The organism is Dapis brunnea BLCC-M229, assembly GCF_050015995.1.
In the GTDB taxonomy this organism is placed as follows: Bacteria; Cyanobacteriota; Cyanobacteriia; order Cyanobacteriales; family Microcoleaceae; genus Trichodesmium.
In genome coordinates this window covers 32,766-45,453 of record NZ_JBNHEP010000224.1, presented here as the reverse complement: position 1 = coordinate 45,453, position 12,688 = coordinate 32,766, and the positions used below count along the sequence as shown (strand labels likewise).

General features: G+C 37.2%; 11 protein-coding genes. 7 read left to right on the top strand and 4 right to left on the bottom strand.

Annotation, left to right across the window (positions count from 1 at the left end):
- Positions 1-95: 95 nt before the first annotated feature.
- Entirely contained in the window at positions 96-302 is a 207-nt protein-coding gene (locus tag ACP6PM_RS25190) for a hypothetical protein (protein ID WP_426589515.1), read from the bottom strand.
- A gap of 972 nt (positions 303-1,274) precedes the next feature.
- Here ACP6PM_RS25190 and ACP6PM_RS25185 point away from each other — a divergent pair.
- From ACP6PM_RS25185 to ACP6PM_RS25170, 4 genes are all read left to right on the top strand, one after another.
- A complete protein-coding gene (locus tag ACP6PM_RS25185) occupies positions 1,275-2,147 on the top strand; it encodes an S-methyl-5'-thioadenosine phosphorylase (RefSeq protein WP_426589513.1) in 873 nt (290 codons plus the stop codon).
- 108 nt (positions 2,148-2,255) lie between these two features.
- The gene (locus tag ACP6PM_RS25180) at positions 2,256-4,205 is read left to right on the top strand and encodes a lipoxygenase family protein (RefSeq protein WP_426589511.1); all 1,950 of its coding nucleotides are present in this window, start codon (positions 2,256-2,258) and stop codon (positions 4,203-4,205) included.
- A gap of 375 nt (positions 4,206-4,580) precedes the next feature.
- Positions 4,581-4,886: a hypothetical protein gene (locus tag ACP6PM_RS25175; protein WP_426589509.1), complete on the top strand. Its 306-nt coding sequence runs from the start codon at positions 4,581-4,583 to the stop codon at positions 4,884-4,886.
- Positions 4,887-4,888: 2 nt separating this feature from the next.
- Positions 4,889-5,293, top strand: coding sequence for a type II toxin-antitoxin system VapC family toxin (locus tag ACP6PM_RS25170; protein WP_426589508.1), 405 nt, complete (start codon positions 4,889-4,891; stop codon positions 5,291-5,293).
- Between the two features lie 156 nt (positions 5,294-5,449).
- Here the strand turns inward: ACP6PM_RS25170 and ACP6PM_RS25165 are convergent, their stop codons facing one another.
- Positions 5,450-6,439 carry a calcium-binding protein gene (locus ACP6PM_RS25165; RefSeq protein ID WP_426589506.1) on the bottom strand — a complete coding sequence of 330 codons (990 nt, stop codon included), beginning with the start codon at positions 6,437-6,439 and terminating at the stop codon, positions 5,450-5,452.
- 512 nt (positions 6,440-6,951) lie between these two features.
- Here ACP6PM_RS25165 and ACP6PM_RS25160 point away from each other — a divergent pair.
- Both ACP6PM_RS25160 and ACP6PM_RS25155 read left to right on the top strand, forming a co-directional pair.
- Positions 6,952-7,392, top strand: a complete 441-nt coding sequence (locus ACP6PM_RS25160) for a helix-turn-helix domain-containing protein (protein ID WP_426589504.1) — start codon at positions 6,952-6,954, stop codon at positions 7,390-7,392.
- A gap of 76 nt (positions 7,393-7,468) precedes the next feature.
- Complete coding sequence (locus tag ACP6PM_RS25155; protein WP_426589601.1) at positions 7,469-7,843, top strand: WD40 repeat domain-containing protein; 375 nt, start codon at positions 7,469-7,471, stop codon at positions 7,841-7,843.
- A gap of 336 nt (positions 7,844-8,179) precedes the next feature.
- On the opposite strand, the gene ACP6PM_RS25150 is transcribed toward ACP6PM_RS25155, so the two are convergent.
- A complete protein-coding gene (locus ACP6PM_RS25150) occupies positions 8,180-9,538 on the bottom strand; it encodes a cytochrome P450 family protein (RefSeq protein WP_426589502.1) in 1,359 nt (452 codons plus the stop codon).
- 1,224 nt (positions 9,539-10,762) lie between these two features.
- On the opposite strand from ACP6PM_RS25150, the gene ACP6PM_RS25145 reads away from it, so the two are divergent.
- A complete protein-coding gene (locus ACP6PM_RS25145; RefSeq protein ID WP_426589500.1) occupies positions 10,763-11,020 on the top strand; it encodes a hypothetical protein in 258 nt (85 codons plus the stop codon).
- An 843-nt stretch (positions 11,021-11,863) separates the two neighbouring features.
- Here the strand turns inward: ACP6PM_RS25145 and ACP6PM_RS25140 are convergent.
- A complete protein-coding gene (locus tag ACP6PM_RS25140; RefSeq protein WP_426589498.1) occupies positions 11,864-12,550 on the bottom strand; it encodes a lecithin retinol acyltransferase family protein in 687 nt (228 codons plus the stop codon).
- Positions 12,551-12,688 lie beyond the last annotated feature (138 nt).

The following is a 12,688-nucleotide window of genomic DNA, read 5'->3' as shown; positions in this document are numbered from 1 at the left end:
GGGAAAAGGATAAAATTCTCAAAAATTAATTCTCTACTCTGAACTAATACTCAATGCTCATAACCAATAAATTTGGTAGAAATTTCAAACTTCCATTACTTTATCAGACTAATTCGTCCGGCTTCTAATTCTTCATAAACTTGTTGAATCTGGTCTTGTTCTGTAACAGTTAAAGAATGAAGCGAGAATAAAGCTAATCTTAAAACCTGGCGATCGCTGGCAGAAATTTTCCGAACTGCCAAAATATTTTTTACAACTGATTCTAGGGGAGTTGTTCTGGCTTCAACTTTGAGATTATTCATATTTCCTAATTAAATTTAGATAAATTTGAGACAAACAAAAAATATTCGATCAATCCTAGATACCCCCAGAAAGATGAAAAAATCTGTGGGCCAGAGAAAAAGAAAGGATATAATTATGATATTGATAAAAACTATCAATAGATATTTCACTACATTACGATAAAAATCCGGTAGTTTTTATAAAGATTTAGTAAAGATTACAGATAATTACTGATCTAATCAGGATATAGGTTTTTTTGATGTTTTGTAACAATTAGTATCACTAAACAGTCAGTTGGCGCGAAATAATACGAACTTATATCCCGTAATATCAAGTCTACTGGATTGATCGTAATCAAAATGTTCTCCTCTCTACTCCTGCAAAATATCTTAAATATTCCCCTGTGATACCTATTTCATACAAATGTTGCTACATTAAGTTTGTTATTATGTGGTAAGTGTTAGAAGGTGCGCAAATATCTGAATAGTTATAGTTTTGCAGAGAATTTTACGGAAAAATTAAGGTATAAAGCCTCTCCATTCATGGAAAAAAAGCGGTCGGAAAGCGGAGCATTCCGTCACGATGGGATGGCGAGGTTTCCCGCTATTGACAGAGCCGCTCCTCTGTAAGAGGAGCTTCGCTAACGCTAACGCTTTTCATGTCGCGGAGCGAAACGCCATATCCAATCGACCAAGACAGCGGTCCTTTGCGGAGCATGACCTAGGATGGGATGGCGAGGTTTCGTCGCCATATCCAATCGACCAAGAGAAGAAAAAAAATTCCTTTTAGGCAATCCTATCTGTTATCAGAAGAGGTAATTATTAATTATTAATTATTAATTATTAATTGTTGAATGTAGCGATATTTTTTAAATTTGGTATTATCTGTTGCCTATTTCCAATTCTCTGTTCCCTATTACCGATTATTTGTGGGTATTCAACCAGACATAATATAAAATATTTGGAGTAAGAGGAATATTAGGTAATCAAAGTATGACTGAAGTAAAGATTGGCATTATTGGCGGTAGTGGTTTATACAAAATGGCAGAACTTAAAGATGTAGAAGAGATAAAGGTAGATACTCCTTTTGGCTCTCCCTCTGATGCTTTCATTGTTGGTACTTTAGAAGGAACAAGAGTAGCGTTTCTCTCCAGACACGATCGCAACCACAGATTATTACCATCTGAATTACCATTTCGTGCCAATATCTATGGTATGAAAAGTTTGGGTGTGGAATATTTAATCTCTGCTTCTGCAGTAGGTTCTCTCAAAGAAGAAGTCAAACCACTAGACTTAGTAGTAGTAGACCAGTTCATTGACCGGACAAAAGGTCGGGTATCTACATTTTTTGGTGAAGGAATAGTAGCACATATTACTTTTGAAAATCCTACTTGTCCTCAACTAGCAAAAATGCTGGCGGATGCTGCAGAAAGTTTGAACTTGCCAGATGTAAATGTGCATCGCAGTGGCACTTATTTATGTATGGAGGGTCCTGCTTTTTCTACCAAGGCGGAGTCGAATTTATATCGTAGTTGGGGTGCAACAGTTATCGGGATGACAAACTTGCCAGAGGCAAAGTTAGCAAGGGAAGCGGAAATAGCTTATGCAACTCTAGCTTTATCTACAGATTATGATTGTTGGCATGACGAGCATGATAGCGTGAGTGTAGAAATGGTGATTGATAATTTAAAGAAGAATGCTGTGAATGCCCAAAAAGTTATTCAGGAAACCGTGCGGAGGTTGAATGAACATCAGTTTGTTTCTGATTCTCATTCAGCTTTGAAAAATGCCATTTTGACTCCTTTGGATAAAGTACCTGCTACAACTAAGGAAAAGTTGGGATTATTATTACAAAAGTATATTTGATGTTGAAAAAACAAGTGTGTAGGAGTTTGCTGACCAAAACCCTACCTGACTCATTACTCATTTCTTGATAAACTATACCTAATTCTGAGCAAAAGACATTTATTCAACATGACTAACTCATCGACGGATACTACAAGTTCATCAGTCAATCATAATTTAGAAGTAGCCAAACAAGAATATCAATATAACTATAACCACATTCCTCCTGTGGCAATGGTGGATAAATTACCAGATCGAGAACAGCCTTCTAAAGAATGGTATTTATTATTGGTAAAGAATATACGTCTTCTGTTTCTAAATACCCTAATTACAAACCGAGGAAACCGAGGAAATAGAGGGGTAAGAGACGATGTAATTAAATATATTTTAGAAGTAATCTATAAGGAGATAAAATCAATAAAAATTGAAGAGGATAGTAAAACTATACCATTTTTTCTCCAATTATTGTTGAGTCAAAATTTATTAATAACTCAACAATTTTTGAATCAAGGAATACCTAACGATTTTCGTGAAATAGATGACCTTTTTGTCTCCCTCCTGAAGGAAAATGGTCTGTCAATATTGAATGTTATTTTGGAGAAAGCTACAGAAGTATTAAAAGAAGGAAGTCCAGAAGGTCATGCAACGAGTCTTGAGGATTATCAAAAGCTCTTCTCCTATAAAGAGCTATTTCCAGAAACAGGAGGGATACCAAGCGTCGCTTATACTTTTGAAAAAGATGAAGTATTCGCTTATATGCGAGTAGCAGGTTATAACCCCCTAATGATTGAGCAGATATCAACTCTTGACGAACGTTTTCCGGTGACGGAAACTCAATATCAGGAAATTATGGGTAATGATGATTCATTAGCAGCAGCAGGAGAAGAAGGGCGACTCTATTTAGCAGACTATAAAATTTTGGAAGGTGCTCTTAATGGTACTTATCCTAAATACCAAAAGTATATTTATGCTCCTCTAGCTTTATTCGCAGTGCCAAAAGGTTCAGACCCAAACCGTAAATTACGTCCTGTAGCTATTCAATGCGGTCAAACTCCAGGAGCAGATAACCCCATCTTTACTCCCAACTCTTCTGAGTATGCTTGGTTATTTGCTAAAACAATTGTAGAGATAGTAGATGCTAACTTTCACGAAGCTGTAAGTCACTTAGGAAGAACTCATTTATTTGTGGGAGCATTTATTCCACCGACCCATCGGCAACTCCCGCAAAATCATTGCTTAAGTCTGCTGTTGCGTCCTCACTTTGAAGGTACTTTAGCAATTAATGATGCTGCTCAGGAGAAATTAATTGCTCCTAAGAGTGGAGTGGATGGTTTACTCTCATCTACTATTGATAATGCTCGTGTTTTAACAGTATTAGGGTTGCAAAGTTATGGTTTTAATGGAGCTATGTTACCGGAGCAACTGAAGCAGCGCGGCGTTGACGATCCTAATTTGCTTCCTGTTTATCCTTACCGGGATGATGCTTTGTTGGTTTGGGATGCTATTCATCAATGGGTTTCAGATTATCTGAATCTTTACTATTCTAGAGATGAAGACGTTCAGGCAGATCGGCGACTACAAGCTTGGGCAACTGAAGCTATGGCTTTTGACGGTGGTCGTGTACCTGATTTTGGTGAGGATGGAAGTATTAGGACGCTAGAATATTTGATTAATGCTATAACGTTAATTATTTTTACTGCTAGTGCTCAACACGCTGCCGTTAACTTCCCGCAAAAAGATATAATGTCTTATGCTCCAGCGGTTCCATTAGCTGGTTATTTGCCTAGTTCAATTCTCAAAAAAGATCAAGTGAGCGAGCAAGATTATTTGGATTTGCTGCCTCCTTTTGAGCAGGCACAAACACAACTGAATCTTGTGTATTTATTAGGATCTGTTTATTACACGAAATTAGGTGAATATCCGAAAAATCATTTTACTGATTCCAAGGTAAAACCTCTACTGGAGAAGTTTCAGGCAAATCTGAATCAGGTTCAAGCTACTATTGAGCAGCGCAATTTGAATCGCGCACCATACAAATATTTGCTGCCTTCTCAAATTCCCCAGAGTATTAATATCTAAAATGTAGCGTTTGCGAGTTTGTCAACTAGGAAAAATATCTCTGTTAAAGAATGTAGGAATGTTATATGAAACGTTCCTAATTCAATAGTTGTAAAAGAGACTTATAGCACTTTGCTTGGGTGTATTTATACTAATTTGATTGAAGAACATTTGTATCAGTATGGTATAAGATTATGTCCGGATAATTAGTGATAAAAGTCCGTTCCGCTTACGGGAAAAAACAACTTTCTCTTCCTTTTCCTCTTGATACTTTATTTTGGTGAAATTTTTAAAGTGAATTGGTATAACTTTTAGCAAAAACTTTCCCAAGCAAAACTACGCCAACGCAAATAAAATGCTAAACTTAAAGATGTAAAAATTAAATAGGAGAAAATTATGTCTAAAGTTTCTGTTAGTATCAATAATATTTTTCACAATAGAGTAATTCCAATTGTAGAAAATTTTCTAGCTACCGATCGCTTGTTAGAACATTTAGATAGAGATGAAATGGTTGGAATTATAGTTGATGTTTTGATGAGAAATTATTCCCCAGAACAATTGCAAAAAATGACGGATGAAACACTTACTGGTAAAATTAGACGCATATTAGGAGGGCAAGTAATGTTTGGACTACTGAGTGATTTAACAGCTAGAGAAATAGAAGAGTTTGATGCAGCAGTTAGAGGCTTAAGGAAAAGCTAGTAATGGAATATTTATTAGATACAAATATTTTAACTGCCATTCTGAAAAAAGATTCTAGACTATTCGATAAATTTAATGATGTTAATGCTAGAGGAGAGCAACTTTTTATCAGTTGTATTACTTATTTTGAAAGTGAGGGAGGTTTATTGGCAATTAAATCCCAGAAAAAGTTAGCTATTCTGGAGAATTTGTGTAAGAAGGAGCTAAAAATTTTGTTTTTAGACCGGATAGAAATAATTAATATTGCCTCTAGCATTTATGCAGATTTAAGAAGTAAGGGAACACCAATACAATTTCCTGATATTTTGATTGCAGCTACGGCAATTTATCATAATCTGGTTTTGGTTTCTAATGATTCAGATATGTCGAGAATTGAAGGCTTAATTTTGGAAAATTGGCTGCAATAGTTGAATGATAATTGTATTGAGAAGAGAAAGTGATCGCTTCTGGTGAGTGGTAGGGCGATCGCTCTGAATATGTTGAACTTATGTCTTGAGTAAAGTTAAAGATACGTATTTAACTCCCCCTTTTTTTGTGAGGGAGCTTTGTCTCAAGGGGTTGTGTTACACATATTGAAAAGAATTGCTGTTCAAATCAAGATCATTATTACCCTTAACAATTGCAATTAGCTCTTGTTGGGAACCATCTTCTAGAAAAATTCGAGTGTTAGAGTCTGATACCCTTAAGCTATAATCACTGGCTTCTCCTTTTAATTGTATCGTATCTAAAGAACCAAAATCTTGCAACACAGCATGGTCTTGTCCCTGATTGTAGAAAACAAAACTTTGGCCCAACACAAATAAATCGGCACCAGGTCCCCCTTTTAACCGATCGATTTCTCCTGCTGTAGAGTTACCAATGGTAATGGTACTAGAGCCAAATGTAACTCCAATGCCACTACTAGAACCAATTAGAACGTCGTCTCCTGCTCCACCAATTAAATAATCGCTGCCAGAGCCACCTGTTAGGGTATCATTACCCCCTCCACCATTTAGCCTATCGGTACCAGAGTTTCCGTTAATAATATCAAAACCAGAATTTCCTTTGAGAGTATCATCTCCTGAATTTCCGTTGAGAACGTCGTTGCCTGAATTCCCTTTGAGAATGTCATTGCCAGAACTTCCATTGAGAGTATCATCACCTGAACCACCTGCTAAATTATCATTGCCGGAACTTCCATTAAGAGTATCATTGCCCCCTAAACCGTTTAATGTGTCATCACCGGAACTTCCATTGATGGTATTACTACTGTTGTTACCATCGATAACATCTGGGCCATCAGTGCCATTGAAAGGGTTTGTTGATGAATTGCCACCAATAGTAATGTTAATAGGAGGACGTGAAGGAGGATCGATCACTCCTATTTGAGTTATACCTTGAGAAGATGTGTTTGAAAAGATATTCATTGATGAACTGCCATTGTTCATCTCCGTACTTTGAAAAATTGAAGACATATTCATTGATGAATTGCCACCAATAGTAATGTTAATAGGAGGATCGAGCACTCCTATTTGATTTATACTTTGAGAAGATATGTTTGAAGACATATTCATTGATAAACTCCTGTTAAAAGGACTATTCATCACGGCACTTTGAAAAATTGAAGACATAAGGTTTATCGTTTGAGAACTACACCTGTAGTGTAAATTGAGTCTAGAGTGACAAAGTAGCAAATATAGTGAAGTTATAAAGTACCAAAAAGTGAAAAAGTGAAACAAGAATGCCTTGAATAGGATGATTTGTCTAACTATGTCGGTTCAAACTGGAATTTGTCATTCAATACTATAAACTTATATCCAGATAAAAGCTAATTACAAATACTTCTATATTGTTTATCTAAATCAATATCTCAACATCTTCTGAAAATAAAAAAAGAAGTAAAAGGCGAACTAAGGTGTAAAATAAGGTTATGGAAAGTAAAACTAAGAACCTACATGGTCAAGATGTAGGGTTTAAACTGGTTGATGAGTTACGGCGCTAATAAATGATAAGCTCCCAAAGTTATCAACTCCTAATCTATCCTCAATCTATAAAGCAATTATTTATTAATTATAAATATGTAATTATGAATGTGGAAAAACTAATTAAATTTGCTCAACAAACTATTGAGCAATATAACGGTATATCTCTCAATGAGAATCAAGTAAAGATTCTGATAGGAGCATTAAAAGGAGATATCTATGCGAATATTGCTAATACAATATATACAAATGAAACCAATACTAAAAAACAAGGCTCTTCGATCTGGAAATTATTAAGTGCACCATTGGGTATAAAAGTTACTAAGACAAATGTTAAAGAAGTTTTAGAGCGATCGCTAAAATCACAAAAAAATCAACAACTTCTAAAATCCGAAGAAAACAAACAACAGAATAAAAGCACCTATCAAGACTGGGGAGATGCGCCAGATATTCCTACTTTTTTTGGCAGAGAAACAGAATTAAACACACTTAAAGAATGGATTCTCCAAGACCGCTGCCGACTTATTGCTATTAATCGCTTTTAGTCCGGACGGGCAGTTTTTAGTGAGTGGCAGTGAGGATAGTACGTTAAAGCTTTGGGATGTGAGGAAGGGAGCGTGTATGAAAACCCTTCACAAACATCAGGGTTTGGTGTGGCCTGTGAAATTTGCTGCTAATGGTAAATTTGTTGTCAGTGGTGGTCAGGATGGCACTTTAAGGTTGTGGGATGTTGTGACTGGAGAATGCCTGAAAATTATCAAGGCGCATAACGATCATATCTCATCATTAGATTGTAGTAGAGATAGTCAAATGGTAATTACTGGTAGTTTAGATGAAACTATTAAATGTTGGGATGTTGAGAGTGGTGAATGTTTGAGAACTTTGCGAGTACCTAGACCTTATGAGGGTATGGATATTACTGGGGTAAAAGGATTAACTGATGCTCATTTGGAGATGTTGAAAACTTTGGGTGCAGTATTGAAGCAAGAGAATTAATTGTTGTCAGGAAGCGATCGCCACCGATAATCTCTAGTAGAGACGTTTCATGGAACCTCCCTACAACGGTCGCACTTTATGGGAGAAAATTTTTTGACGATTATAGGACTTACGCAAAATATTCAATACACCATTTGTAGTGGTTGACGCCCCTTAACCACTACTAGATACGGTGGTTCTGCGTAAGTCATAGATGAATTAAACTAACTTGTCTTATATCAAATCTGCTTGCAATGGAAGTGTTATAACAAACCTGGTTTATGGGAGGAAGCATTTAACACAAACCCGGTTTCTAGACTTTTTTATAACGATACCACCTGATTTGATATTATCACCTCAAATAGAACGTCGCGCCTTACCTACAGTAATAATGACATCCATAAGCATATTCATAGCAATATCTTTACCAGGACAAATACGCCCCGCACTACGATCGCCTACAGAATGGAAACCCATGTGATAAGGGCAAAGGTTCTCTCGGTTAGCATCAAACTCATAGGTTGTAGGACCCCAAAAGCTCTCGTCTAATAACCCTAAACTCATAGGAATTAATATTTTTGTACCAGCAGGAAAAGTTTGCTCTCGACCAGTTATTGTCACAGTGAAACCATCTGTTGCTATTTTATGAGAAGCACTAACAGGCGCCCAGAGACGAGAACATTCCAAAAGGTATAGTCGTACAGACTCTCGGTCGTCCAGGTCAAGTCCATCCCAATAGTCAGTAGGTTGAATGTTAGATGTATTTCGCCCTTCGTAAGCAGGGAGTGGGCGATCGCCCATTGCAGTTTGACCGAGATGTAGTGGTCCTTGTAAAGCAGCAATACTCATAATAGATGTTGTCAACTTTGCTAGTTCCCGTCTGGTCATACCGTTGTATTGGTCGCTCTGCTCATCAAAGTTAGCGAGAGCAGGGGAATTTTCATAAATTGTTGCTGTGCGCTCGATCAGTTCTGGAATTTTTTTATGCCCTTGTATATTTAACTTTTCTAGGAAATTACTAACAACTGCAAAGTAACGCAGGGTACCAAGGCGAGTGTAGTGTAAATCTGTGAGCAAGTCCATTTTATCTTTGTCATTGGGGTTTAAGCCAAATAAGACATAGTGGAGATATCTAATCAGAAACTCCTTCCAACCCCGCCCATCGTCACTAAAGAAAGCACCACCGAGACCATGAGGCATATCTATATAATCTGCTGCTAACTGGTCGAGAAGTTCTCTGGCGGTCGCGTCTTGCTGACGTGCTATTGCAGAGTCATTTGTAATGTAATCTTGTAAACATCTGCGGAAAGCTTCGTGGTCATTACTACCTCCTGCTTCCACATCTGAGAGTGCCAGTAAAAAAACGTTTCTTTCGCCTATATCCTGATTAGGCAAGTGATTTTTTGCTAGTATAGTAGTGCCTAGACGCCATGTTCTTGCTTGGGGTGAAGTCAGTGCCGTTTCTATTGCTGTAAATTCTCCCATAACTACTTGTCCAGCACAGCAAAAATTTGGTCCTAAAACAAGGCGTTTGTAGTCTAGATATGTGGGAGTGTTTGCGACTAAGCCTTCTATAAAGTTAATTATGGGAAGTAAAGTTTTGCTGAATGTTTTTTCTGGGTTCTGCAATGCCCAGATTTGAAAATTATTTAATCCAGTATCTATAAATGATCCTGTTTTGGTTGGTTGTTGTCTTGGCGGGGTAGTTGAAGTCATACTGTTTGTTTCTGTATTATTGGTTTAGTGTTATTGACATCCTCCCGACGCTGCTCTCACGAGACAGCGCGGGATTCCCTAGCATTGCTGTTAGGGGCTTTCTGCTGCCTCTTGACAGAGGAGCTTAACAATGCACCTGCCTTCCGAGATTTACTCCTTTCAGGTCTTACGGTTGCTCCACAGACAAGCCAGCGCGGTCTTGGGGGTTCCCCCCATGAGCGACTGGCGCTGACACTGCGAGTCCCGCAGCCTTCTTGGTGGACGTTCCCTCTCTTTGGTCAGCATTCCCTCTCTTGGTGCCCATTCCCTTGCATCTTACGCCGACGCGGGGTCTGATATCAAATCTGGTTGAATACTTATTATATAGTTCGGGGAGTAAGGGGGGTGGGAAGTGTGGGAAGTGTGGGGGTGTGGGAAGTGTGGTCCGTGAAGTTATAGATATAAACATATAGTATATAACCGGATTCTATATGACCGCTTGCGTCTTGCGCCGACGCGGGTTCCCATCCGCAAAATGTTTATAGAACCCCTAAGCGTATCTTTTACGTCCAAGGTTATAATAAGTAGCGATATAGCTGCCGCTAGGCTCCGCCAACACCAATTATTTAACCAAGAGGTGGCTAAATGCCATATTCAAGTAGTTTAACAGATGAAGAATGGGTTCTGATTGAACCATTGTTGCCAAAAAAAAAGAAAACTTGTCCCACGATCGGGGAGTAAAAGACAAATATTGGACGGTGTACTCTATCAACTGAAGAACGGTTGTAATTGGTCTGATTTACCGTGCATATTTACCTCCTTACTCCACAGTATAAAAAGTGGCGAGAATCAGGGATAACCCTTGCAAATTAGAGATGTATTGCACTCTCAAGTACGTCAACAGGTTAAAAAAAAGCAAAATGGACAACTTTAATAATTATTGATTCACTTATCTGTAAAAAATACTTGTAATGCTAGTGTCAAGTCCAAGGGATTCTGTTTCTACAAAGCTACTAATGGAATTAAGAGACACTTAGCAGTAGATAGTCTAGGCTTTCCTTTTTTTGCTCATTGCACATGCATCATCAGAAACTGATGATGACGGATTAATTGAAATGTTGTCAGACAATATTGACTACTTTAAGTCCAAACCTGTAAACCCATACTAAAATCACTATTTTACTTGATAATGGATACCACCCCGAAAAAATCATACAGGAGTTAAAAAAAATTTATCCTGCGATTATGACCAAAATTCGGTTGAAACTATCACCAAAACCATCAAAGGCTCAGAAAAAACAGGAAGGAAAAACAGGGTTTGTTCCTGTCAAAGCCTGGTGGGTCATTGAAAGAACCAATTCCTGGATGGAGAGGTGTAAAAACTTGACCAAAAATTTTGAAAGAACCCTGGAAAATGCTACTGCTAAGATTAATCTTTGTTTTATTCGACTGATGCTTAAGAGGTTAGCGTTGGCGGAGCCTAGCGGCAGCTATACCGCCTAATTTTTTAGAGATACCTTCAGGGGTTCTATAGTGCTACGCGCTAGGGAATAGGGAATAGGGAATAGTAAACTAAAGGGTTTGAGGATTTAGAAATGTCCTAACCTCAATGCGTAGCGCTATATGTACCTTTCCACCTCTGGCCTCTACCAAATTTCAATCTCTTGAAGTACTACCGCTTTTAGATTTTAGTCACTATTTGCTCTCTTAAGACTTATTTGACAAACAGTCTCTTAATAATAATTAATTATTAATTATTAATTACATCTTCTTATAAAAAAGAGGATTGGCTAAAATAATTTTTTTTAATAAAAAGTAATTATTATTTATGTAGGCTATATTTCTGAGAAGTGCTATAATTTTTTTTGATAATATAACTACTTCTACATTACTATCTTTATTGATAACTATTAATAACTCATACTAATAGACATCTCCAAAAATAAAAAATTACATCAATTATCGAGCAGAAACAGTCAATTTTTTCCCGAAAAATTAAGGTTTAAAGCCTCTCCTTTCAAGTAGAAAAAAGCGGTCGTTAGCGTTAGCGTTAGCGAAGCTCCTGTGTTAGCGTAGCTCCTCCGGAGGAGGCAAGAGGCAGCATTCCGTAGGATGGCATGGCGAGGTTTCCCAAAGAGTGCAGAGCAGCTCCGCTTTTCATGTCGCGCAGCGTTTCATGTCGGATCTTAGCCGTTAGCGAAGCTTTGCGCCAGCAAAAACGCCATATCCAATCGACCAAGAGAACAAAAAAAATCTTTTTAACCAATCCTATTCTTAAAAAGAAGAGGTAATTATTAATTATTAATTATTAATTATTGAACCCTACTCCCTCTTTTCTAGAGATGTCTAATTTTTACCAATTAAATTTTGGCTCCGTAAAAGTGTTTCTGTCATAGTTGCCAATTTCTGCAAACTAGCTGCTAATTCATCAGCACGTTCTTGATGTTTTCGCTTACGAATTAAGGCAGCACGAGCTAAATCTTCCCGGTCTTTTTTAAGCGCTGCAACCGCAACTTTTTGCCAGTTATCTATTTCCTGTAAAGTTTGTTTATATTCAGGTTGAATATTTTCCCAAGCTACTTTAATATCTGCTAAAGCTTTACTTACTAATTCAGCAGTACCCAGTTCAGTTTTTACGCCTAAAATTGCCTGCTTAATTGGTTCTGATATTTGCTCGACATTAATATGATAAAGTAGAGGAATAAAGTTTTTTACTTGTTGACTATGGCTAACTCCAGTGATGCACCAACTCGCAAAGTGTTCACAATTATTAAAAAGAATATTATATTTTCTTTCTCCTAGTCTACTTTCTGCTCTTTGAATGACTGTATCGGCAATATAACGAAGTGGGTAACGTTTAACATAAACTTTTCTCCTATCAGTAAAATATGCTTTAGAAGTTCGTTCAATAGTTTCTGTTCCTTTGCGATAATGGATAACTGTTCCATCGCCATAGTCAATTCCATGATGTTCGTAAACACCATCCATATTTAGAAATTCTCTAAGAGTGTATATTTGTTCTCCGCGTGCCATATTATTTTTTCAAGTTTTCCCTAATTTTACCTAATTTTACTTAATTCTATTTTAATTTAAAAAGATATTAGCTACTTTCGTATTTAGAGAAATATTTTGAGAGGGTGTTTATGTTTATAAAATAAACATACATATAGA

What these genes read in the sequence shown, in the direction of transcription:
- ACP6PM_RS25160 (WP_426589504.1), top strand. Translation starts at nt 6,952, where the DNA reads ATGAATGTGGAAAAACTAATTAAATTTGCTCAACAAACTATTGAGCAA.
- ACP6PM_RS25170 (WP_426589508.1), top strand. Translation starts at nt 4,889, where the DNA reads ATGGAATATTTATTAGATACAAATATTTTAACTGCCATTCTGAAAAAA.
- ACP6PM_RS25155 (WP_426589601.1), top strand. Translation starts at nt 7,469, where the DNA reads ATGAAAACCCTTCACAAACATCAGGGTTTGGTGTGGCCTGTGAAATTT.
- ACP6PM_RS25185 (WP_426589513.1), top strand. Translation starts at nt 1,275, where the DNA reads ATGACTGAAGTAAAGATTGGCATTATTGGCGGTAGTGGTTTATACAAA.
- ACP6PM_RS25190 (WP_426589515.1), bottom strand. Translation starts at nt 302, where the DNA reads ATGAATAATCTCAAAGTTGAAGCCAGAACAACTCCCCTAGAATCAGTT.
- ACP6PM_RS25180 (WP_426589511.1), top strand. Translation starts at nt 2,256, where the DNA reads ATGACTAACTCATCGACGGATACTACAAGTTCATCAGTCAATCATAAT.
- ACP6PM_RS25150 (WP_426589502.1), bottom strand. Translation starts at nt 9,538, where the DNA reads ATGACTTCAACTACCCCGCCAAGACAACAACCAACCAAAACAGGATCA.
- ACP6PM_RS25175 (WP_426589509.1), top strand. Translation starts at nt 4,581, where the DNA reads ATGTCTAAAGTTTCTGTTAGTATCAATAATATTTTTCACAATAGAGTA.
- ACP6PM_RS25145 (WP_426589500.1), top strand. Translation starts at nt 10,763, where the DNA reads ATGACCAAAATTCGGTTGAAACTATCACCAAAACCATCAAAGGCTCAG.
- ACP6PM_RS25140 (WP_426589498.1), bottom strand. Translation starts at nt 12,550, where the DNA reads ATGGCACGCGGAGAACAAATATACACTCTTAGAGAATTTCTAAATATG.
- ACP6PM_RS25165 (WP_426589506.1), bottom strand. Translation starts at nt 6,439, where the DNA reads ATGAATATGTCTTCAAACATATCTTCTCAAAGTATAAATCAAATAGGA.